Origin of the sequence: Streptomyces thermocarboxydovorans (assembly GCF_039524635.1) — a bacterium.
In the GTDB taxonomy this organism is placed as follows: Bacteria; Actinomycetota; Actinomycetes; order Streptomycetales; family Streptomycetaceae; genus Streptomyces; species Streptomyces thermocarboxydovorans.
Window position 1 is genome coordinate 17,132 of record NZ_BAAAGU010000044.1, and the last position, 21,750, is coordinate 38,881.

Below are 21,750 nucleotides of genomic sequence, written 5' to 3' on the forward strand. Positions count from 1 at the left end.
GCGGGACGAGACGTGACTCCCCGCGCGGGACGAGGCGTGATGCGCCCGTGAGACGGCGGCCCCGGTGTGAGGTACGGCACCGGGGCCGCCGGCGTTAGCCCCCGTTAACCTGCTCTCATGACCGTGAATCTCGAAGTCGCCGAGGGCGTCGGCACGCTGCGCCTGGACCGCCCGCCCATGAACGCGCTGGACATCGCCACCCAGGACCGGCTCAAGGAACTCGCCGAGGAGGCCACCCGCCGCGACGACGTGCGGGCCGTGGTGATCTACGGCGGGGAGAAGGTGTTCGCGGCCGGCGCGGACATCAAGGAGATGCAGGCCATGGACCACACCGCGATGGTCCTGCGCGCCCGCGCCCTGCAGGACTCCTTCACCGCGGTGGCCCGCATCCCCAAGCCGGTGGTGGCCGCGGTCACCGGCTACGCGCTCGGCGGCGGCTGCGAGCTGGCGCTCTGCGCCGACTACCGCATCGCCGCGGAGAACGCCAAGCTGGGCCAGCCGGAGATCCTGCTCGGCCTCATCCCGGGCGCGGGCGGCACCCAGCGCCTGGCGCGGCTGATCGGCCCGTCCAAGGCGAAGGACCTGATCTTCACCGGCCGCCAGGTCAAGGCCGACGAGGCGCTGGCGCTGGGCCTGGTGGACCGGGTGGTGCCCGCCGAGGAGGTGTACTCCGCCGCGCACGCCTGGGCGGCGAAGCTCGCGCAGGGGCCGGCGATCGCGCTGCGCGCGGCCAAGGAGTCCATCGACACCGGCCTGGAGACGGACATCGACACCGGTCTCGCCGTGGAACGCAACTGGTTCGCGGGCCTGTTCGCCACCGAGGACCGGGAGCGCGGTATGCGCAGCTTCGTGGAGGAAGGGCCGGGCAAGGCGAAGTTCCTCTGACGGCGAGGTGAAAACCTGCGCCAGGGCTTGCAATTGACGCGATGTCTGATTCCAGTCCCTCGGCAGGGCGGTTTATGGCAGCCTTAAGGGCGCCTTAAGCCCGCCTTGTCGAGGGAGTCCGTCGATTGCCGCAGAGCGAGCCGTCTCCGCAGGTGAGGCAGGGTGCCGACGGCCGCGAAATGCCTCTGGCATATGACGGCGGACCGGTGCGGAAGAGGGGCGCACAGGGGGCGTATTCCTCCGGAACGGCCCCCGGGGCCGCCCCCGGCGGTCATGATGGGGGCATGGCGGGGCTGGAGGGTATGGAACAGCCGCGGGGAGACGGACGTGCCACTGCGTCGCGCTGGTCGCCGACGGTCGAGGACGAACGCGCCCTGAAGGCACTGGAGTTGTTCGGCAACCCCACGGAGCAAGAGGTTCCGTTGCCGTCCCGTCCCGAGTCCGCGGCCACCGCCCGCCGACTGGTCCAGATGGTGATCCTGCGCCAGTGGGGCCTCAACGCCAGGACCACCGAGGACGCCGTCTTACTCGTCTCCGAGCTGGTCGGCAACGCCGTACGCCACACCGGCGCCCGCGTCTTCGGGCTGCGGCTGCGCCACCGCCGCGGCTGGATCCGTATCGAGGTCCGCGACCCGTCCCGCGGCCTGCCCTGTCTGATGCCGGTCCAGGAGATGGACATCAGCGGACGCGGCCTCTTCCTCGTCGACACACTGGCCGACCGCTGGGGCGTCGACCTGCTGCCCCGCGGCAAGACCACCTGGTTCGAGATGCGCGTCACCGACCGCTGAGCGCGCGTCCCGCGTCACCGACCGCTGAGTCCGTCCCGCGTGTCGGTCTTCGGATGCGTCCCGCGCCACCGGTCGCCGGGCGCGTCCTTGAGTCTCCACCCGCTGGAGACACCACACTCCTCGCCATGAACGAAGACGGCACCGAGCTGTTCACCATCGGTGAGCCGGCCCGCGCCACCGGCCTGTCCGTGCGCACCATCCGCTACTGGTCCGACGAGGGCGCCCTGCCCCCGGCGGCTACCGCCTCTACGACGCCGCAGCAGCGGCCCGCCTCGAGCTGATCCACGACCCTGCGCGAACTGGGCCTGTCGCGCCGGCGGACGTCCGCCGGATCCTGGCCGGCGAGACCACCGTCGCCCCCGGAATCGCCCCGCGCCGCCGGGATCCTGCGCGACCTGATCGGCGACGCCGACCCCGCCGCCGTGAAGGAGCGCCTCGCCGCGGGCACCGACCCGCGCCTCGCCCGCTACCGCGCGCTCAACGCGATCGTGAACGGCCAGGACCCCCCCGCCTCCTAATGAGGCGGAGTTCGCCTGGGTGGTCGCCGCACTGGACGCGAGGGCGGCCAGCTAATCTGACCTGCGACAGCAAGCCAGTACGAACAGCACATGAACGAGGGGCGGATCGGTGGCGGACATCGAAGAAGCGCGCAAGCAGTTCGAGCGGATCGACACGAACGGGGACGGTTACATCACCGCTGCCGAGTTCAAGACCGCTCTGGCCCAGGGCGGCGACTGGAACGTCACCGAGGCGGTCGCCGAGGCGATCATCGCCAGCCGCGACCTCGACGGCGACAAGCTGCTGTCCTTCGACGAGTTCTGGGCCCACCTGAACAAGTGACCCGCGGCGCCGGATGACCCGAAGCGCAAGGGCCCGGTCTCGCGGCCGGGCCTCAGGCGCCGCCGGCCCACTCCTTCAGCGCCGCCTTGCCGGCGAAGTCGGCGACGTTCTTGTCCAGCGGGTCGTCGGTGTACTGGTGGAAGCGCCACTTGGCCTTGATGCGGGGCTTGCCCGCGGTGACGTAGTCGGCGATCCACAGGCCGTCGCCGGCGTAGGAGGTGGTGTCCACGTTGAGCCAGAAGTTGCGGTTGCAGTAGAGGATCACCCGGTGGTCCGGGCGGAGTGCCTTCACCTTGCGGATGAAGGAGTCCTTCTCCGCGTTGCCGGCCCGGGTCCCGTCGCCCGTGGTCTCCCAGTCGACGGCGAGGATGTCCCCGGCGCGTTCCGGGGCCTTGGAGACGAAGTACTCGGCCTGGGCGGTGAGATTGCCCGGCCAGAGGAAGTGGTAGAAGCCGGTCACCAGACCGGCGTCGCGGGCCGTCCTGGTCTGGGCGGCCAGCTTGGGGTTGACGTAGGAACGGCCCTCGGTCGCCTTGATGAAGACGAAGGAGAGGCCGTCGGTGTCGTAGGACGAGGGCTGGTACGAGCTGACGTCGATACCGCGCAGCATGATGCTCCCGAAGTGCCGGGGGATGTTCTGGAATCAAGGATTCCCCCGGCACTTCGCGGCAACCGTGTCAGTCCGTGACGTCGGCCCCCGTCGGCAACGGCGGCTCCGCCTCGGCCCGTTGGAACTCCTCGTCGGTGAGGACCCGGGAGCGGAGCAGGAAGCGGACGCCCTCGGGCGCCTCCAGCGAGAAGCCGCTGCCCCGGCCGGGCACCACGTCGACGGTGAGGTGAGTGTGCCGCCAGTACGCGTACTGGTCGGCGCTCATCCAGAACGGTGTGTCACCGGCGACATGTCCGAGCAGGACGTCACAGGCGCCGACCCGGAACTCGCCGCGCGGGTAGCACATCGGTGCGCTGCCGTCGCAGCAGCCGCCGGACTGGTGGAACATCAGCGGACCGTGCATGCCCTTCAGTCTGTTCACCAAGTCCGCGGCTGCCTGCGTCAGTTCGACCCGGGTCACGCGCGCTCCCATCAGAAGAAGCCGAGCTTCTTGGCCGAGTAGCTCACCAGCAGGTTCTTGGTCTGCTGGTAGTGGTCGAGCATCATCTTGTGCGTCTCGCGGCCGATGCCGGACTTCTTGTAGCCGCCGAACGCCGCGTGCGCCGGGTAGGCGTGGTAGCAGTTGGTCCACACCCGGCCCGCCTTGATCTCGCGGCCCATGCGGTAGGCGGTGTTGCCGTCCCGCGTCCACACGCCGGCGCCCAGGCCGTACAGGGTGTCGTTGGCGATCTTCAGGGCCTCGTCGACCGAGTCGAACCTGGTCACCGACACCACCGGGCCGAAGATCTCCTCCTGGAAGATCCGCATGTCGTTGGTGCCCCGGAAGATCGTCGGCTCGATGTAGTAGCCGCCCTCGAGGCCCTCCACCGTGCGCGGACCGCCGCCGGTGAGCAGCTCGGCGCCCTCCTTCTTGCCGATGTCGATGTAGGAGAGGATCTTCTCGTACTGGTCGTTGCTGGCCTGCGCGCCGATCATGGTCGCCGGGTCCAGCGGGTTGCCGCTGACGATGGCCTTGGTGCGCTCGACGCAGCGGGCCATGAACTCGTCGTAGATCGACGAGTGGATCAGCGCCCGGGACGGGCAGGTGCATACCTCGCCCTGGTTGAGCGCGAACATCACGAAGCCCTCGACGGCCTTGTCCAGGAAGTCGTCGTCGGCGGCCGTCACGTCCGGCAGGAAGATGTTGGGCGACTTGCCGCCCAGCTCCAGCGTGACCGGGATGATGTTCTCGCTGGCGTACTGCATGATCAGGCGGCCGGTGGTGGTCTCACCGGTGAACGCCACCTTCGCGATGCGCGGGTTGGAGGCCAGCGGCTTGCCCGCCTCCACGCCGAAGCCGTTGACGACGTTGAGCACGCCCGGCGGCAGCAGGTCGGCGATCAGCTCGACCACGTACAGCAGGCTGGCCGGGGTCTGCTCGGCGGGCTTGATGACCACGCAGTTTCCGGCGGCCAGCGCGGGCGCCAGCTTCCACGCGGCCATCAGGATCGGGAAGTTCCACGGGATGATCTGGCCGACCACGCCCAGCGGCTCGTGGAAGTGGTACGCCACCGTGTCCGCGTCGATCTCCGCGATGCTGCCCTCCTGGGCGCGCACCACCCCGGCGAAGTACCGGAAGTGGTCCACGGCGAGCGGGATGTCGGCCGCCAGCGTCTCGCGCACCGGCTTGCCGTTCTCCCAGGTCTCCGCGACGGCGATCTTCTCCAGGTTCTCCTCGATCCGGTCGGCGATCCTGTTGAGGATGTTCGCCCGCTCGGTGGTGGAGGTGCGGCCCCACGCGGGCGCGGCGGCGTGCGCGGCGTCCAGCGCCAGCTCGATGTCCGCGGCGGAGGAGCGGGCCACCTCGCAGATGACCTTGCCGGTGACCGGGCTCGGGTTCTCGAAGTAGCGGCCTTCGACGGGGGCGACCCACTTTCCGCCGATGAAATTGTCGTACCGGCTGTTGAAGGCGACGATGCTGCCGTCCGTGCCGGGCTGCGCGTACACCATGGCGGCTCTCCTCGGGGGATGGTGAGTTGCGGTGGTCCGACGGACCGTGCCGTCGTGATGCCGCTCACTGTGACTCCCCGAGGTTGGCGGGAGGTTGGCGCCGGAACGGCGCCCTTCTCAGTCGCGCAGCGCGGTGCTGAGCCGGCCCACCGCGATCGGGCGGCGGGTGTCGCCGGGCGCCAGCAGCCGCAGCGCCCGCTGGTGCACCTCCGCGTCGTACGGGGCCCGTTCGCCATAGCTCAGGCTGTGCTGGGGATCGGTGCTGGCCAGGACCGCCTCGCGCACGGCGACCTCCAGCTGGGCCCGCCATTCGACGATGCCGGGCGCCTCGGAGCGGGGCAGCAGCGGCCCGCCGTAGTGGCGCAGGGCGGTGGTGAGATCGCCCTGCTTCAGCGCGCGCAGCACGTCCACCGCGTCGCAGGAGACGGGGCCGGTCAGGGCGTAGCGGCGCGGCGCGATCCCGCCGCCCAGCGCGCGCCGCAGATGGGAGACCTCCGCCTTGAACGTGGACGCGGTGACCGGGCGGTCGCCGTACAGCGCCTCCCGCAGCCGGTCGGCGGTGAAGCCCTCCGGCTCCAGCGCCAGCAGGGTGAGGATCTCCAGCTGGCGCGGGCGCAACGGCAGCGGGGCGCCGCCGCGTTCGGCCCGCTCGGCGCCCAGGCAGGTCAGCCGCACGGGCGCGCCGGACGGCGCGGGCGGCTGCGCGGGCAGCTCGGTGCGCAGCCGGCTCTCGATGGCGGACACCAGGGAGCGGACCGTGGACATCGCGAGCGGGTGCGAGCGGTCCCAGGTGGTGGACAGGTCCAGCACGCCGAGGATGCGGCCGTCGGGTGCGTGCACCGGAGCGCAGTAGCAGACCCAGCCGTGCAGCGCGCTCACCAGGTGCTCGGCGGAGAAGACGGTGCTCGGGCGGCCGGTGCGCAGCGCCAGCGACAGGGCGTTGGTGCCCATGGCGGGCTCGTCCCAGCGGCCGCCGGGCGCGAAGTTGACCCGCTCGGCGCGGGCCCGCATGGTGCGTCCGCCGCAGGTCCACAGGATGGTGCCGGACTCGTCGGTCACGGCGCTGACAAAACCGGCGTCCTCGGCGATGCTGCGCAGCTCGTCCGCCAGGTCGTCGACCGGCCGGCGCAGCGGCGACCCGGCCCAGCGGCGGGCCACCGAACCGTCCTCGGACACGGGCGCGCTGTCCAGCCGCGGGTCCACCATGACCAGGGAGCGGCCCCACGACTCGGTCACCTCGGGCCGCAGCGCCCCTCGGGCCGGCGGAACGGCCCCGACCGCCTTGCGGCCGGCCACCCAGCGGGACCACTCGTCCTCCAGCGTCGCCCTGCGCTGCCAGAGGTCGCTGTCGCTGCGCTGTGACATCTGCTTCCCTGTCGTCGAACGGGGACAGTCGGCCATTGTCCGCCGGAGCGGACCGGAGCACACCTGTCCATTCGGACGGGTACGCGCGCTCCGGTCGGACGGGTTCCGCCCGTGGACGCGCATGTCTACGGTGGTGCTCGGTGAGGACGTAAGGGTCAGTCGGTCTGTTGTAAGAGTTATCCGACAGCGAAGCGGCAAAATCAAGGTTTCACTTATGTTGCCGGCCTCGACTGCAGCAACGATCCGGGGAGGTCGCGTGGCGCTCATTCCAGGGCCGGTGGTCACCGATCGGGAACCGAGTGCCGACTGGAGCGGTGACCAGCGGTGGGAGCTGGCCGGACCGCAGCCGACCGGCGCGGAGGCCGCCCCGCAGCCCGCCCGGCTGGCCAAGTTCCATGTGCCCGAGATCGTCTTCGGGCCCGGCTCGCTGGCCGAGATCGGCCACTGCGCGCTGCGGCTCGGCGGCCGCCGGCCGTTCCTGGTCACCGACCCGGGGCTGATCGAGGCCGGGTGGGTGGAGGAGGCCGCCGGTCATCTGCGCCGGGTCGGCCTGCGCCCCGTGATCTGGCACGACGTGACCCCCAACCCCAAGGACCACGAGGTCGAGGCCGGGTTCGGGCGGTACGTGGAGAGCGGCTGCGACGTGATCGTGGGCGTCGGCGGCGGCTCCGTCATCGACGCCGCCAAGGGCGTGGCGATCCTGGCGTCCAACGGCGGCCACATCCTCGGCTACGAGGGCGTGGACCGGGTGGTGCAGCCGATCCCGCCGACCGTGATGGTGCCGTCCACCTCGGGCACCGGCGCCGATGTGTCGCAGTTCGCGGTCATCACGGACACCACCCAGCACATCAAGATCACCATTGTCAGCCGGACCCTGGTCCCGGAGATCTCCGTCATCGACCCGCGGCTGCTGACCACCATGCCGGACTGGCTGAACGCGGCGACCGGCCTGGACGCGCTGACCCACGCGATCGAGGCGTTCGTGTCCCGGGCGCACAATCCGCTCACCGACATCCACGCCCTGCACGCCGTCGAACTGATCACCCGGAACCTGGTGCGCACCCGGATCCAGCCGAAGGACTTCGGCGCCCGGCTCGCCATGGCGCAGGCGTCGCTGGAGGCCGGGATGGCCTTCACCAACGCCATCCTCGGCGCCACCCACGCCATGAGCCACCAGGTCGGCGGACTGCTGGACGCGCCGCACGGCGTGGTCAACGGCGTGCTGCTGCCGCATGTGATCCGCTTCAACGCCCAGGCGTGGCCGGAGCGTTTCGCCGCCCTCGGCGCGGCGGCCGGGATCCCCACCGACGGCGTCCCTCCCTACGAGGTGGCGCTCCAGCTGGCCGATCTGGTGCGCGCGCTCGCCGACGACCTGGGCGTGCCCAAGGGGCTGGCGAGCCTCGGGGTCGCGGAGTCCGACGTGTCCGTACTGGCCCGCACCACCCTGAAGGACGCGTGCATGGCCACCAACCCGCGCGACATCGACCGGCACGCCGCCGAGACGCTGTTCCGCGAGGCGCTGTGAAGCGCCACGGCCACCGGGCGAGGCGAGCCGGATGAGCAGCGTTCCCGAACGGTCCCCGTGGACCGACGACCTGGGCGTCCTCACCGGGCTGCGGTCGGGCAAACGGTCCTACTACCCCGCCTATGTGCGCTCCATGGAGCGGCTGGAGCGGACCGTGGAGGCCCTGGACGGCATCTCCCGCGCGCTGGTGCGCACCGCCGAGGGGCCGCGCGCCCTGGTGGAGGCCGTGATCCGGGCGGCTGCCGAGCATCTGCAGGCCCGCCGGCTGCTGCTGGTGGTCGCCGACGGGGCGCTGCGGGCGGCCCGGCCGCGCTTCCTGCTCTACGCCGACGACGTGCTGATCGACGACGAGACCCGGGTGCCCGCCGAGGCGCGCGAGCACCTGGCCGTGCTGCGCACCCGGCCCTGGGAGGCCGAGGCACCCGCCGGGGGCGGCGGCTGGGTGCGGGCGCCGATGACCCTGGACGACGAGCCGGTCGGCGGCATCGCCGCCCAGCCGGGCCCCGGCGTGGAGGTCGCGGACACCGACCTCGCGGTGCTGCGGGTGCTCGCCAACCAGGCCGCCGTCGCCCTGCACAACACCTACCTCTTCCACGCCGCGACCGCGCTGCGCGGCCGCACCGAGGAGCTGTCGGAGGCCGCCGAACGCCAGGCCAGGGACCTCGCCGCGCGAAGCGCGGAACTCGCCGAGACCCAGGCCCGCCTGTTCGACGCGATGCGCCGGCAGACGCTCGACGACGAACGCCACCGCATCGCCCGCGAACTGCACGACAGCGTCACCCAGTACGTGCTCAGCGCGGGCATGACGATGGAGGTGTGCCGGGCCGAACTGGAGGCGCTGGGCGGTCCCGCGGCCCGGATCGCCGGGCGGCTCGCCGAGGCCAAGGACCTCAACCGGCAGGCCGTGGAACGGCTGCGCGCCTCCATCTACGCGCTGCACCACACCGAGGAGCCCCCGGGACCGCTGCCGGTGATGCTGGAGCGGCTCTCCACGGTGCACCTGCCCACCGCGCTGGACGTCCGGGTGGAGGTCCGGGGCCGTCCGGTGCCGCTGCCGCCGCGCGCCGAGCAGTCCGTGCTCCGGCTGACCGGCGAGGCACTGTTCAACTCCGCCACCCACGGCAAGGCCGCCCGCGCCCTGGTCCGGCTCCGCTATCAGCCGGACGTGCTGGTGCTGACCGTCTCCGACGACGGCACCGGAGACCCCGCGCATCTGCGGCGGGTGCTGGCGCTGTCCCGGGCCGCCGACCTGTCCGGCCGGCACCGCGGCCTCGCCAACATGGTGGCCAGGGTCGAGGAGCTCGGGGGCAGCCTGACCATCCGCCGCTCGAAGCTGGGCGGCGTCCTGCTGCGGGCCCGCATCCCGCTTCCGGTACGCGTCGACGAGGAGACGGCCGATGACCGCTGACACGACCGCTGACACCCTTCAGGGCAGCACCGACACCCTGCGGATCGTGCTGGTGGACGATCACGCGATCGTCCGGCACGGGCTCAGGTCGATCCTGGAGCGCGAGAGCGACCTCGAGGTGGTCGGCGAGGCCAGCACCGCCGCCGAGGCCGAGGCCGTCGTCGACCGGGTACGGCCCGCGATCGTGCTGCTGGACCTGAAGCTGTCCACCGGGGCCGACACCGAGGGCCTGGAGCTGTGCGCGAGCCTGACCCGCCGCCACCCGGGACTGGCGGTGCTGGTGCTGACCACCTTCCTCGACGACAACCTCGTGGTCGAGGCGATCCGCCACGGCGCGCGCGGCTATGTCGTCAAGGACGTCGACACCACCGAACTGCTGCGCTCGATCCGGGCCGTGGCCCGCGACGAGAGCGCCTTCGACTCGCACGCCGCCGCGGCGATGGTCCGCTCGATGCGGGTGGGGCCCGAACAGCCCCGGTTCACCGAACGCGAGCTGAAGGTCCTGCCGCTGCTCGCCCGCGGGCTCAGCAACCGCGAGATCGGCGCGGAGCTGTACATCTCGGAGACCACCGTCAAGTTCCACGTGCGCAACATCATGCGCAAGATGGACGTCGGCAGCCGCGCCGAGGTCGTCTACGAGGCCAGCAAACTGGGCGTGATCTGAGGTCCGGCCTGGTCTTCTGTGCTCCTCGGTGTCGCTCGGGGTGCTCCTCCGGGTCACCGGCCGGGCTCGAGGACCAGCCAGCCGCCGTGGTACGAGTCGACGGCGTACGGCACCCGGGTGCGGCGGCCGAGCGCGGCGAGCCGGTCCGGGTCGAAGCAGCGCACATGCCCGTACGCGGCGGTCGGCTCGTCCTCGTAGGGCACGGCCACCACTACCCGGCGGCGCGCCAGCCGCAGCGCCTCCCGGACCACGGTGTCCCCGTGCCCGGGTTCCAGGTGCTCCAGGACGTGGATGACGGTCACGGTGTCCACCGACCGGTCGGGCAGCGGCACCCGCGCCGCGTCGCACACCAGCGTCGCCAGGGCGGTGCCCCGCGCCCGCGCGACCTCGGCCAGCAGCCGCATGGTGCCCCGGGAGAGGTCGGACGCGGTCACCGCGCCCTGCCGCCGCTCGGCGAGCAGCAGCGGCAGGAACCCGAAGCAGGAGCCCAGGTCCAGCACCGAGCCCTGGCCGACGAGTTCGAGGGCCCGGCCGTAGACGGGGGCGAACCCGGCGATCGACGAGTGCGCGGCGTCGGCCGGCCGGTGCGCGCACCGCCGGATCCGGGCGAGGGTGTTGTCGTAGAAGGTGGTCCAGGCGGCCAGCGGGCCGTCCACACAGGAGCGCACCACTCCCGTGAACACCCGCTCGAAGACATCGTTCCCGGACAGCCAGCCCGGCGCGAACAGCTCCTCGGCGAGCAGTCCCGCCAGATCGTTGTCCAGCTGATCGGGGCGCAGCCAGTGCCCCAGCTCGACCCGCCGGCCGCGGCGGCGCAGGCTGAAGTGCTCGGTGCGGACGATGGGATCCGGCACCGTGGCGCAGCCGGGACGCTCGCGCACCACGTGCACCACCGCGTCGGTGTACCGGCCGGGCGCACCGGGCGCCAGCGGGTCGATGCGGCGCGCGGCGACGGCGATGCGCGGCGGGGAAACGCTCATGACGGCTGCTCCGCCGGAGGATCTGCCACGGTGCTCATCGGCCGGTCGCCTCCGCGGCCAGCCGGTGGGCCACGCGCTCCAGCCCGGCGAGGTCGCCCACCACCTGCACCCGGTCGCAGTGCTCCGCGTACCGGGGCAGGTCGCAGGCGCCCAGGGACCAGGACCAGCGCGGCTCCGGGGTGAGCCAGACCGTCTGCCGCACCCTGCGGGTGATCTCCTCGAAGGCGGCCAGCCCCGGCGGGTTGCCGTTGCCCCGGCCGTCGCCGAGCACCAGCAGCGTGGTGCGCCGGCCGAGCGCGGGGGAGTGCTCGGCCAGCAGCAGCTCCAGCGTCCGGCCGTAGTCGGAGGTGGCGTCCACATCGAGCAGACCGCCCGCCGGCAGCCCGTCGAAGACCAGGCCGAGCGCCTTGTGCAGCGGGTGCTCCGCGAACAGCTCGGTGATCTCGACGGGTTCGTCGACGAAGGCGAACGAGCGGACCTGACCGAACAGGGACTGCAGTCCGTGCACCAGATGCAGGGTGAAGCGGGCGGTGGCGCGCACCGACAGCGACACGTCCGCGAGGACGACCAGCCGCGGCCGGTCCTCCGCGCGGGTCACCGTGACCGGCCGGAACGGCACACCGTCGTAGCGCATATTGCGGCGCATGGTGCGGCCCGGGTCGACCCGGCCCCGGGGCGTGGCGCGCCGGCGGCTGGTGAGCGCCCCGCCCAGGGTGCGGCCCACCCGCCGCAGCGCCTCCTCCAGCTGCTCCCGCTCCGCCTCGTCGATGCTCTCGGTGCGGGCGCGACCGGCGATCCGGGCCGACTCCACGGCCACCGCCTCGAGCTCGGCGAGCCGGTCCAGATGGCGGGCGAGCAGCTCGGGCAGCCGGTCGACGACACCGGCCAGCGGGCCGCGCGCGCCGGCGGCGTCGTCCCGTTCGTCGTCGGACGCGCCGGACGGGCGGCCGAGCAGGGCGTCCGCCTGCGCCACAGACAGCTCGGTGCCGAGCCGGTGACCGGTGCCGGGGGCGAGCCGTCCGGGCACCCCGGCGCCGTGCAGGCGCTCCGTCTCCAGCTGCACCGAGGGGGTGCCCGCGGCGTCCGTGCCGCCGTCCTCCGACAGCACGATCTCGTCGGTCATCGAGGCCAGGTCGATCTTGTTGGCCTCCTGGTGCAGGTTGTACTGCTCGGCCAGGTCCCGCTGGTCGAAGTAGTCGCGGATGTCGGACGGCTTGCCGTGGCTGTGGCCCTGCTGCGGAGTCCCGGCCGGTTCCTCGGAGACGGTGTACGACTCCAGCTCCCCGGTGTCGGTCAGGTCGTCGTGGGCGTGATCGTGGCCGTGCCCGCCGGCGTCCCGCGCCACCGGGCGCAGCGCGAAGAACGCGGTGAACAGCTCGTCGAACAGCTCGTCGTCCCGCCGGTCCTTGACCAGCGTCATCCGCAGCGCCTCCCGCAGGGTCTCCCGGTCGGCGAGCACACCGGGCTGGGCGGCCCCGCGCATGGCGTCCACCGCCTCCGACGCGGAGACCCGCATCCCGGACAGCCGCAGCAGGCGGACGAATCGGTGCACCCCGGCTTCCATCTCCCACCCCCGGTTCAGCCGTCGCCGGTGCGGCGGCGGGCCACGGCGGCGAAGGCGCGGGCACCCTGGCCGGAACCGGGCTCGGCGCGGCGGACGGGGCCAGGACCGGGCGAGCCGTAGTAGCCGTCGTCGTGCCGGCCCGGCAGGTCCTTGGCCTTGCGCACCTCACGGCCGTCAGGCCCGTCGAGCGCGGCGGGCCCGGCGTCGGGGTCGTCGCCGGTGTCGCGGTGCTGCCCGTTGTGCCGGTGGGGGTGCCCGTCGTGGTGGTGACCGTCGTGGTGATGGCCTCCGTGGTGAGGGTGCCCGTCGTGGTGGTGGCCCCCGTGAAGGTGCCCCGGCTCGGGCAGCTCCCGGTTGGGGTCGACCAGGCGGGGCAGCACCTCCTGGGCGCGCCCGAGATCGCGCTCGTACTTGAGCACCACCCCCGCGGTCTCGGCGAGGACCACCGGATCGAGTTCCTCCACGCCGAGCACGGCGAGCGTGCGGGCCCAGTCGATGGTCTCCGAGATGCTCGGGCTCTTGCGCAGCGGCAGCTCGCGCAGCCCCCGGACCACCTCGACCAGGTGCCGTGCCGCGGCCTCCGGCAGCCCCGTCCGCTTCGACCGCACGATCTGAAGCTCGCGTTCCGCGTCCGGGTAGTCCAGGAAGAGGTGCAGGCAGCGGCGCTTGAGCGCGGCGGACAGATCACGGGTGTTGTTCGAGGTCAGCACGACGAACGGCGGGACCTTCGCGGTGAAGGTGCCGACCTCCGGGACCGACACCTGGTACTCGGCGAGGCACTCCAGGAGCACGGCCTCCAGCGCCTCGTCGGCCCGGTCGACCTCGTCGATCAGCAGCACGGAGGGCTGCTCGCCGCGCACCGCGTCCAGCAGGGGGCGCGGCGCGAGGAACCGGTCGGAGAAGAACACGCTGTCCTGCTCCGCGATCCTGCGCACCGCCGAGGCCAGGTCGGGGGCGTCGGCCGTGAGGTCGCCGATCTTGTCGCGCAGCATCTGGGTGTAGAGCAGCTGCTTGCCGTAGTCCCACTCGTACAGGGCCCGGCTCTCGTCCTGGCCCTCGTAGCACTGCAGCCGCAGCAGCCGGCGCCCGGTGACCGCGGCGAGGGTCTTGGCCAGCTCGGTCTTGCCGACCCCGGCCGGGCCCTCCAGCAGCACCGGCTTGTTCAGCCGGGTCAGCAGGAACACGGTGGTGGCGAGCCGCCGGGAGGCGATGTAGCCGTGGGCCGCGAGCCGTTCGGCGACGTCGTCGACCGAGGCGAACGCGTAAGTCTCGGCGGGGTTCTCGGTGTCCTCGGTGGGGATGGTGTGCACGTGTCCTCCGTCCGTCGGGGGGACGCCGGGGAAGCGGGGGCGGGGCGACGATGACCTCGGGGCGTCTCCCCGCCCCCGTACCTGCCGGGCGTCGCCGGGGAGCGCTCAGCCGAGCAGGTCGTCCAGGTCGCCGGTCATGCAGTGCTCGACGACCGGGCGGACGGTGTCGAAGGTGCACTCCTTGGCGTTGCCCGGGGTGCAGGCGTCGCCGAGGACGTGGTGGGTGATGCGGTCGACGTCGGCCGCGTCGCCCGCGATCTCCTTGGCCCGCTCGTAGAACTTCGTCGGGCCCTGGCCCAGGCGGTTCTTGGAGTAGGTGTCCTGGCGGACGTCGGTGAACTTCTCCGGGATGCCGACGTCGCGCAGCAGCCGGATGCCCGCGGCGAGCGCCGCCTCGGCCGCCTTGACCTTGGTCATGCCGTGGGTGTCCACGCCCATCGCCTCGGCGATGTCCGCGAACCGCTCGTAGTGCGTGGGCATGTTGAACGCCCACACGCGGGGCAGCGCGATGGCGTTGTTGAGGCCGTGGTGGGTGTCGTAGAAGGCGCTCACGGCGTGCGAGATGGAGTGGATGATGCCCAGGCCGCCCGAGTTGAACGCCTGCGCCGCGATGTACTGGGCGTACATCATGCCCTCGCGTCCGGCCAGGTCCTGGCCGTTCCACACCGCCTGCCGCAGGTGACGTGCCGTCAGCCGGATGGCGTGCAGCGCGTTGCCCAGCGACGGCTGGAAGTTGAGCCGGGAGACGTACGGCTCGGAGGCGTGGGCGAGGACGTCGAAGCCGCACTGGGCGGTGTAGTCCAGCGGGCAGTCGTAGTACAGCGTCGGGTCGTCGATGGCGAGGGAGGCCACCGCGGCGTCGTCGAAGGCGACGTACTTGTGCGGATTGTCCGGGTCGGTGGTGGTGTCGGTGATGACGTACGCCCACGAGGTCTCCGAACCGGTGCCGGCCGTGGTGGAGACCGCGATGTGCGGCGGGTTCTTGGGGTTCTCGGACTTGTTGAAGCCCTCGAAGTCGTTGACGTTGCGGCCGTCGTGGGCCACCGAGATCCGGGCGCCCTTGCAGGCGTCGTGCGCGGAGCCGCCGCCGATGGAGACGAAGGAGTCGCAGGCGTTCTCCTGGTACAGCGCCACGGCGTCCATGACGTTGTAGTCCTTGGGATTGGACTCGACCTTGTCGTACAGCACGACCTCAAGGCCGTGGTACTTCAGCGACTCGACGATCTTGTGCACGGTGTCGCTGCCGCGCAGACCCGTGGTCATCACCAGCGTCCGCCGGAACCCCAGCTTCTTCGCCTCCGGACCGATCAGCTCATGGGCGCCGGGGCCCATCAGCGCCCGGGGGAAGGGGTGGAACTCCTTGATGGGGAAGGGCTTGAGAAGTTCTTCGACCTGCATGATCGCGACTGTCCTTTCCGCGCGGTGATCCGCGCGAGCTGCGTCGACTGCTCCGTCGCCGGCGGCGCAGGGTCCGGGGGAGCACGGACGTGCCGGCAGTGTGCGGCGGGCTTCACCCTCCGGGAACGGCGCTGCGGGCGACACCGGCCGCACGGGCGGCAGATCGGCACGGAAGGACAGTCCCGGCCCCCTCCGGTCGCAGGGGCCGGCCCGGGAACACCGGCGCCGTGCGGCCCGGCCCTGTCCGACCGGGCAGGGCTGGGGCGGCCGGAAGCAGGGCGAACGGCGCCGTGGCCCCGCCCTAGCGTCGGCATCGGGCCGGTGCCGCGAATGCGAGCGCCGGACCCCTCACCTCATCCGCCCCCCTTCTCAGGAGGCTTGTCATGCCCGCAGTCCAGGACGAGAACCGCGTCGCCGAGCCGGAGGCCACCGCCCCGGCGCCCGTCTCGGCGGACGGTGACGTGAGCGAGGAGGTCCTCGTCGAGGAGGTCTCCATCGACGGCATGTGCGGCGTCTACTAGGCCGGCCGCGATGACCACCCCGGCCTTCGACACCGCGCGCCCGTACCGGCTCAGCCCGAGTGTCGCGCTGCGCCCCGAACCGTTCGGGGCGCTCGCCTACCACTTCGGCAACCGCCGGCTGTCGTTCCTCAAGGCGCCCGAACTCCTCGAGCTGGTCCAGCGCCTGGACGGCCGCACCAGCGTGCGGGACGTGCTGGCCGGGGTGCCCGAGCGGCGCCGGGAGGCCATCCGCCGGGCGCTCGCCTCCCTGGCCGCCGCCGACATGATCGTCCCCACCGAAGCGGAGCCGCAGCCGTGACCCTCACCCCCGAAGCCCCGCCCGTGCCCGCCCTGGCCGAGCAGTTCAAGGGCGGCCTGCACGCCCCCATCTGCCTGACCTGGGAGTGGACCTACGCCTGCAACCTCTCCTGCGCGCACTGCCTGTCCTCCTCCGGCCGGCGCGACCCGCTGGAGCTGTCCACGGACGAGATGCGCTCCGTGATCGACGAGCTGCAGCGCATGCAGGTCTTCTACGTCAACGTCGGCGGCGGCGAGCCCACCGTCCGCCCCGACTTCTGGGACCTGCTGGACTACGCCGTCGCCCGCCGGGTCGGCGTGAAGTTCTCCACCAACGGCCTGCGGATCACCCCCGAACGGGCCCGGCGGCTGGCCGCCACCGACTACGTCGACGTCCAGATCTCCCTGGACGGCGCCACCCGTGAGGTCAACGACGCGGTGCGCGGCCGGGGTTCGTACGACATGGCCGTGCGCGCCATGGAGAACCTCGCGGAGGCCGGCTTCCGCGACTTCAAGATCTCCGTGGTGATGACCCGCCAGAACGTCAGCCAGCTCGACGAGTTCGCCGCGCTGGCCGACCGCTACGGCGCCCAGCTGCGCATCACCCGGCTGCGGCCCTCCGGACGCGGCGCGGACGTCTGGGACGAACTGCATCCGACGCCGGAACAGCAGCGGGAGATCTACCACTGGCTGCTCCGCCACGGCGAACGGGTGCTCACCGGGGACTCGTTCTTCCACCTCAACGCCCTGGGCTCCGAGCCGCTCCCGGGGCTCAACCTGTGCGGCGCCGGACGCGTCGTGTGCCTCATCGACCCCGTCGGGGACGTCTACGCCTGCCCGTTCGCCCTCCACGACGCCTTCAAGGCGGGCAACGTCCGCGCGCCCGGCGGCTTCGAGCGGGTGTGGCGGGACTCGGCGCTCTTCGCCGAGCTGCGCGGGCCCGGCACCGGCGGGGCCTGCTCCGGCTGCCCGGCGTACGACAGCTGCCAGGGCGGCTGCATGGCCGCGAAGTTCTTCACCGGGCTGCCGCTGGACGGCCCCGACCCCGAGTGCGTCAAGGGCCACGGCGCCGCCGCGCTCGCGGCGGTCGACCCCGGTGCGCTGCCGCGCCAGGGCAAGGACCACTCGCACCGCACGGTCCCCCTCGGCATGCCCGCGGTCCGCACCGCCCGCCCGGACCGCCCCTGCGACGAGAGCCCGCTGGCGGGGCTCATCCCCGCTCACGTACCGGACGACGAGCACGACGAGCACGACGAGAACGAAGAGGACGGGACAACGACATGAGCGCGTGGATCGAGACGGTCGCCGAGGCCCAGCGGCGAGCGCGCAGGCGGCTGCCGAAGTCCGTCTACAGCGCCCTGCTCGCCGGTTCCGAGAAGGGCGTCTCCTACGACGACAACACCGCCGCCTTCGCCGAACTGGGCTTCGCCCCGCGGGTGGCCGGCCTGTCCGCCAAGCGGGACCAGGCCACCACCGTCCTCGGGCAGGACATCGCCCTGCCGGTGATCATCTCCCCGACGGGCGTGCAGGCCGTGCACCCCGACGGCGAGGTCGCCGTGGCCCGCGCCGCCGCCGCGCGCGGCACCGCGATCGGGCTCAGCTCCTTCGCCAGCAAGCCGCTGGCCGAGGTCGTCGCCGCCAACCCGAGCACGTTCTTCCAGATGTACTGGATGGGCTCCAAGGACGCGATGACCCGGCGCATCGAGTACGCCCGCGAGGCCGGCGCCAAGGCCCTGATCGTCACCCTCGACTGGTCGTTCTCCTACGGGCGCGACTGGGGCAGCCCCCGGATCCCCGAGCGCCTGACGCTGAAGGAGATGCTGCGCTTCGCGCCCGAGGCGGTGACCCGCCCGCGCTGGCTGTGGGACTTCGTCAGGTCCCGGAGCCTGCCGGACCTGACCACCCCCAACCTCGCCGAGCCCGGCCGGGACGCCCCCACCTTCTTCGGCGCCTACGGCGAGTGGATGCAGACCCCGCCCCCCTCCTGGGACGACGTGCGCTGGCTGCGCGAGCAGTGGGACGGGCCGTTCCTGCTCAAGGGCGTCTGCCGGGTCGACGACGCCCTGCGCGCCGTGGACGCCGGAGTCACCGCCATCTCCGTGTCCAACCACGGCGGCAACAACCTGGACGCCACCCCGGCCCCCATCCGCGCCCTGCCCGCCATCGCCGACGCGGTCGGCGACCAGGTCGAACTGCTGCTGGACGGCGGAGTCCGGCGCGGCAGCGACGTCGTCAAGGCGCTGGCGCTCGGCGCCCGGGCCGTGATGATCGGCCGCGCCTATCTGTGGGGCCTCGCGGCAGCCGGGCAGCAGGGCGTGGAGAACGTGCTGGACATCATCAGCCGCGGCATCGACTCCGCCCTGCTCGGCCTCGGCCGCTCCTCGGTGCACGAACTGACCCGCGACGACGTGGTCGTCCCGCCGGGCTTCACCCGCGCCCTGGGCACGCCCCGCACCCCGGACGCACCCCGCACCTCGGGCGCGCCCAGCACTCCGGGCACGGTCTGATTGCCATGGCCGCCACCCGCCTCGCGGAACTGACCTGGCCGGACCTCGAGGACCGCCGTCCCCTCGTCCTGCTGCCCCTCGGCTCCTGCGAACAGCACGGCCCCCACCTGCCGCTGGACACCGACACCGCGGTGGCCCGGGCGGTGACCGAGCGGGCGGTGGCCCGGCTCGGCGCCGACGGGACGGACGTGGTGATCGCGCCGCCGCTGACCTACGGCGCCAGCGGCGAGCACGAGGGCTTCCCCGGCACCGTCTCCATCGGCCACGAGGCGCTGCGGCTGCTGATCACCGAGATCGGCCGCTCCCTGCTGCGCTGGGCCGGCCGCCTGCTGGTGGTCAACGGCCACGGAGGCAATGTGCCCGGCCTCGCCGACGCGGTGACCGGGCTGCGCGGCGAGGGCCGGGACGTGGCCTGGTGGCCGTGCACGCTCCCGGGCGCCGACGCCCACGCGGGCCGCACCGAGACCTCGCTGATGCTCCGGCTGCGCCCGGCGGCGGTACGCCCCGAGCGGGCGGTCGCCGGGCCCACCGAGCCCGTCCGGCTGCTGATGGACCGGCTGATCGCCGAGTCCGTGCGCGGAGTCAGCCCGTCCGGCGTCCTGGGCGACCCGGCCGGGGCCGGCGGCGCGGAGGGGCACGGGCTCCTGGAGCGGATGGCGGACCGGCTGGCGGACGGTGTCCGCGCCTGGCAGGTGTCCGAGCAGGGGCGGCTGAGCACTCCGGCGTCCGTCCCGCGGCCCGTCGTGGCCCGTTCCGGAGAAGCCTCATGACGCGGCGCCGGGTCGCCGTGGTCACCGGCGCCGCCCGCGGCATCGGCGCCGCGACGGTGCGGCGCCTCGCCCGGGACGGCTGGGCGGTCGTCGCCGTCGACCGGTGCGCCGACGACCCGGACGTGCCGTACCCGCTCGCCGAGCCGCATCAACTGGATGAGCTGGACCGGGAGTTCGCCATGGTCCGTACGCTCCGCGCCGATGTGCGCGACGCCGGAGCCCTGCGGGACGCGGTGGAGCTGGCCGAGTCCGAGTTCGGTGGTCTGGACGCCGCGGTGGGCGCGGCGGCGGTGATCCTGGGCGGCGGCCCGGTGTGGGAGCAGAGCGACACGCAGTGGCGGACCCTGCTCGACGTGGACCTCCTCGGCGTCGTCCATCTGGCGCGGGCCGCCGTGCCCGCCCTGCTGCGCCGCCCCCGCCCCCGGCAGGGCCGGTTCGTCGCCCTCGCCTCGGCCGCCGCGCACCGGGGCCTGTGGGGGCTCGGCGCCTACTGCGCCGCCAAGCACGCCGTGGTCGGCCTGGTCCGCGCCCTCGCCTGCGACCTGCGGGAGACCGGCGTCACCGCGGTCGCCGTCTCCCCGGGCGCCACGCGCACCGACATGCTCCGCGCCACCGCCGGCCTGTACGGCCTGCCCGACCCCGAGCGGCTCGCCGAGCGGCAGCTGACGGGGCGTCTGCTGGAGCCCGAGGAGACGGCCGCCGTGGTCGCCTGGGCCTGCTCGGCGGAGTCCGGCGCGGTCACCGGTTCCGTACTGCACGCGGACGGAGGCTTCACGGCATGACCTGGTTCCTGCGGGACGTCGCACGCACCACCCGTTCCCATTCCGTGAGCCTCGCGGCACCCGGCCACAACCGGCTCCCCGACGGCTTCGCGGTCGAACTCGCCGGCGACACCCACCGCTCCGAGGACGGCCATCTCATGCTGGGTGGCTCGCCGCCGCGGCTGCTGCGCCTCGGACCGGCCGCCGTACGGGCGCTGGCCGACGGCCGCCTCGTGGTGCGGGACGCGGGGAGCGCCGCCCTCGCCCGCCGCCTGCTGGACGCGGGCGTGGCCCACCCCCGTCCCGCGCCCGTCCCGGTCCGCGACACCACCCTCGCCGTGCCCGTCCGGGACCGGGCGGACCAGCTCGACGGCCTGCTGACCGCCCTGCGCGCCGACCCGGCCACCTCCGAACTGCCCGTCCTGGTCGTCGACGACGGGTCCCGGGACCCCGAGGCCCTGGCGCGCGTGGCCCGGCGTCACGGAGCACGGCTGCTCACCCACCCCCGCAATCTCGGCCCGGCCGCCGCCCGCAACACCGCGCTGCGGCACGCCCGTACGGCCTTCGTCGCGTTCTGCGACTCCGACGTCCTGCCCGGACCGGGGTGGCTGGCGCCGCTGCTCGCCCACTTCGCCGACCCGGCCGTGGCCCTCGTCGCGCCCCGGATCGTCGCCCTGCCCGTACCGGCCCCCGGTCTCCTGGACCGCTACGAACACCTCCGCTCGCCGCTCGACATGGGGGAGCGGGAGGCGCCGGTCGTGCCGGTGTCGATGCTCTCCTACGTCCCGAGCGCCACGGTCGTCGTCCGCCGCTCGGCCGTGGGCGCCGGCTTCGACGAGCGGATGCGGGTCGGCGAGGACGTCGACCTGTGCATGCGGCTGCACGAGGCGGGCTGGCGGCTGCGGTACGTCCCGCAGGTCCGCGTGGGCCACCGTCACCGCACCGGTCTGCGCGACTGGCTGGCCCAGCGTGCCGGATACGGCACCGGCGCCGCCGACCTGGCCCTGCGTCACCCCGGCCGGGTGCCCCCGCTGTACGCCGCGCCCTGGTCCCTCGCGGCCTGCGCCCTGCTGCTGCGCGGGGGGCCGCTGCCGGCCGCCGGCGCGCTGGCGCTGACCGCCGCCACCGCCGTCCGCGTGACCCGGCGCATGCCCGACGCCGACCACCCGGCCCGCGCCGGCGCCCTGCTGGCACTCGCCGCCCTGCGCGGCACCGGCGAGCAGCTGCTGCGCTGCGCCACCCGCCACCACTGGCCCCTCGCGCTGGGAGCTGCTGCCGTCAGCCGCCGGGCCCGCCGCCTGCTGGCCGTCGCCGCACTCGCCGAGGGGCTGGCCGACCACCACCGTTCGGGAAGCTCGCTCCACCCGCTCACCCACACCGCGATCCGCCGCCTGGACGACCTGGCCTACGGCTGGGGCGTGTGGCAGGGCGCCCTGCGGCGCCGCACCGCCGAGCCGCTGCTGCCCCGTCTCGCCCTGCCGCTGCGCGACCGCCGCGCCCGGCGCCCCTGGGAGCCCCGGCCGGTGGCACCAACCTCGCACCAACCGGAAGCGGCCACCGTGGAGACCTGGTGACGGACGTGCCCGCCC

Annotated in this window: 21 protein-coding genes and 1 pseudogene; 14 read left to right on the forward strand and 8 right to left on the reverse strand. The window is 73.2% G+C overall.

The window, feature by feature from the left end; all coding sequences use genetic code 11:
* The first annotated feature begins 117 nt into the window (after nt 1-117).
* The 4 genes and pseudogenes from ABD198_RS20660 (at nt 118) to ABD198_RS20675 (ending at nt 2,513) form a co-directional block, all read left to right on the forward strand.
* On the forward strand, nt 118-885 hold the full coding sequence (locus ABD198_RS20660) for an enoyl-CoA hydratase/isomerase family protein (protein WP_344003969.1): 768 nt from the start codon (nt 118-120) through the stop codon (nt 883-885).
* A gap of 179 nt (nt 886-1,064) precedes the next feature.
* On the forward strand, nt 1,065-1,673 hold the full coding sequence (locus tag ABD198_RS20665) for an ATP-binding protein (RefSeq protein WP_344003972.1): 609 nt from the start codon (nt 1,065-1,067) through the stop codon (nt 1,671-1,673).
* Nucleotides 1,674-1,798: 125 nt separating this feature from the next.
* Nucleotides 1,799-2,031: pseudogene (locus ABD198_RS30760) on the forward strand (MerR family transcriptional regulator); the annotation flags it as partial.
* A 269-nt stretch (nt 2,032-2,300) separates the two neighbouring features.
* On the forward strand, nt 2,301-2,513 hold the full coding sequence (locus tag ABD198_RS20675) for an EF-hand domain-containing protein (RefSeq protein WP_344003974.1): 213 nt from the start codon (nt 2,301-2,303) through the stop codon (nt 2,511-2,513).
* 52 nt (nt 2,514-2,565) lie between these two features.
* Here the strand turns inward: ABD198_RS20675 and ABD198_RS20680 are convergent, their stop codons facing one another.
* The 4 genes from ABD198_RS20680 to ABD198_RS20695 all read right to left on the reverse strand — a co-directional run bounded on the left by ABD198_RS20680 (nt 2,566) and on the right by ABD198_RS20695 (nt 6,477).
* Nucleotides 2,566-3,123, reverse strand: coding sequence for a glycoside hydrolase family 25 protein (locus ABD198_RS20680; protein WP_344003977.1), 558 nt, complete (start codon nt 3,121-3,123; stop codon nt 2,566-2,568).
* Between the two features lie 67 nt (nt 3,124-3,190).
* A complete protein-coding gene (locus tag ABD198_RS20685; protein ID WP_344003980.1) occupies nt 3,191-3,595 on the reverse strand; it encodes a DUF779 domain-containing protein in 405 nt (134 codons plus the stop codon).
* Nucleotides 3,595-5,112 (reverse strand): aldehyde dehydrogenase, encoded by a 1,518-nt coding sequence (gene adh, locus ABD198_RS20690; RefSeq protein WP_344003982.1) that lies wholly within the window; start codon nt 5,110-5,112, stop codon nt 3,595-3,597. Before adh ends, ABD198_RS20685 begins: the two co-directional genes overlap by 1 nt.
* Nucleotides 5,113-5,229: 117 nt before the next feature.
* Nucleotides 5,230-6,477: a GAF domain-containing protein gene (locus ABD198_RS20695; RefSeq protein ID WP_344003985.1), complete on the reverse strand. Its 1,248-nt coding sequence runs from the start codon at nt 6,475-6,477 to the stop codon at nt 5,230-5,232.
* A gap of 256 nt (nt 6,478-6,733) precedes the next feature.
* Between ABD198_RS20695 and ABD198_RS20700 the strand changes: the two genes are divergently transcribed.
* From ABD198_RS20700 to ABD198_RS20710, 3 genes are read left to right on the forward strand one after another with little or no spacing between them, the layout of a single operon-like run.
* Entirely contained in the window at nt 6,734-8,002 is a 1,269-nt protein-coding gene (locus ABD198_RS20700) for an iron-containing alcohol dehydrogenase (RefSeq protein WP_344003988.1), read from the forward strand.
* A gap of 31 nt (nt 8,003-8,033) precedes the next feature.
* Complete coding sequence (locus tag ABD198_RS20705) at nt 8,034-9,410, forward strand: MadS family sensor histidine kinase (protein ID WP_344003991.1); 1,377 nt, start codon at nt 8,034-8,036, stop codon at nt 9,408-9,410.
* Nucleotides 9,400-10,074, forward strand: a complete 675-nt coding sequence (locus ABD198_RS20710; RefSeq protein ID WP_344003994.1) for a MadR family response regulator transcription factor — start codon at nt 9,400-9,402, stop codon at nt 10,072-10,074. The genes ABD198_RS20705 and ABD198_RS20710 overlap by 11 nt, the downstream gene beginning before the upstream one ends.
* A gap of 53 nt (nt 10,075-10,127) precedes the next feature.
* Here the strand turns inward: ABD198_RS20710 and mftM are convergent, their stop codons facing one another.
* The 4 genes from mftM to mdo all read right to left on the reverse strand — a co-directional run bounded on the left by mftM (nt 10,128) and on the right by mdo (nt 15,326).
* Complete coding sequence (mftM, locus tag ABD198_RS20715; RefSeq protein WP_344003997.1) at nt 10,128-11,054, reverse strand: mycofactocin oligosaccharide methyltransferase MftM; 927 nt, start codon at nt 11,052-11,054, stop codon at nt 10,128-10,130.
* A gap of 34 nt (nt 11,055-11,088) precedes the next feature.
* A complete protein-coding gene (locus ABD198_RS20720) occupies nt 11,089-12,606 on the reverse strand; it encodes a VWA domain-containing protein (RefSeq protein ID WP_344004000.1) in 1,518 nt (505 codons plus the stop codon).
* A 26-nt stretch (nt 12,607-12,632) separates the two neighbouring features.
* A complete protein-coding gene (locus tag ABD198_RS20725; protein ID WP_344004003.1) occupies nt 12,633-13,928 on the reverse strand; it encodes an AAA family ATPase in 1,296 nt (431 codons plus the stop codon).
* 105 nt (nt 13,929-14,033) lie between these two features.
* Complete coding sequence (gene mdo / locus ABD198_RS20730; RefSeq protein WP_344004006.1) at nt 14,034-15,326, reverse strand: NDMA-dependent methanol dehydrogenase; 1,293 nt, start codon at nt 15,324-15,326, stop codon at nt 14,034-14,036.
* Nucleotides 15,327-15,709: 383 nt separating this feature from the next.
* On the opposite strand from mdo, the gene mftA reads away from it, so the two are divergent.
* The 7 genes from mftA to mftF are packed head-to-tail and all read left to right on the forward strand — an operon-like array spanning nt 15,710 to nt 21,735.
* The gene (mftA, locus tag ABD198_RS20735) at nt 15,710-15,847 is read left to right on the forward strand and encodes a mycofactocin precursor MftA (RefSeq protein WP_344004009.1); all 138 of its coding nucleotides are present in this window, start codon (nt 15,710-15,712) and stop codon (nt 15,845-15,847) included.
* 10 nt (nt 15,848-15,857) lie between these two features.
* Complete coding sequence (gene mftB / locus ABD198_RS20740; protein ID WP_344004012.1) at nt 15,858-16,145, forward strand: mycofactocin biosynthesis chaperone MftB; 288 nt, start codon at nt 15,858-15,860, stop codon at nt 16,143-16,145.
* Nucleotides 16,142-17,407 carry a mycofactocin radical SAM maturase gene (gene mftC / locus ABD198_RS20745; RefSeq protein WP_344004015.1) on the forward strand — a complete coding sequence of 422 codons (1,266 nt, stop codon included), beginning with the start codon at nt 16,142-16,144 and terminating at the stop codon, nt 17,405-17,407. The genes mftB and mftC overlap by 4 nt, the downstream gene beginning before the upstream one ends.
* On the forward strand, nt 17,404-18,630 hold the full coding sequence (gene mftD / locus ABD198_RS20750) for a pre-mycofactocin synthase MftD (RefSeq protein ID WP_344004018.1): 1,227 nt from the start codon (nt 17,404-17,406) through the stop codon (nt 18,628-18,630). Before mftC ends, mftD begins: the two co-directional genes overlap by 4 nt.
* Nucleotides 18,631-18,635: 5 nt before the next feature.
* Nucleotides 18,636-19,400, forward strand: coding sequence for a mycofactocin biosynthesis peptidyl-dipeptidase MftE (gene mftE, locus ABD198_RS20755; protein WP_344004022.1), 765 nt, complete (start codon nt 18,636-18,638; stop codon nt 19,398-19,400).
* Complete coding sequence (locus ABD198_RS20760) at nt 19,397-20,182, forward strand: mycofactocin-coupled SDR family oxidoreductase (protein ID WP_344004025.1); 786 nt, start codon at nt 19,397-19,399, stop codon at nt 20,180-20,182. The genes mftE and ABD198_RS20760 overlap by 4 nt, the downstream gene beginning before the upstream one ends.
* Entirely contained in the window at nt 20,179-21,735 is a 1,557-nt protein-coding gene (gene mftF, locus ABD198_RS20765) for a mycofactocin biosynthesis glycosyltransferase MftF (protein ID WP_344004028.1), read from the forward strand. Before ABD198_RS20760 ends, mftF begins: the two co-directional genes overlap by 4 nt.
* Nucleotides 21,736-21,750 lie beyond the last annotated feature (15 nt).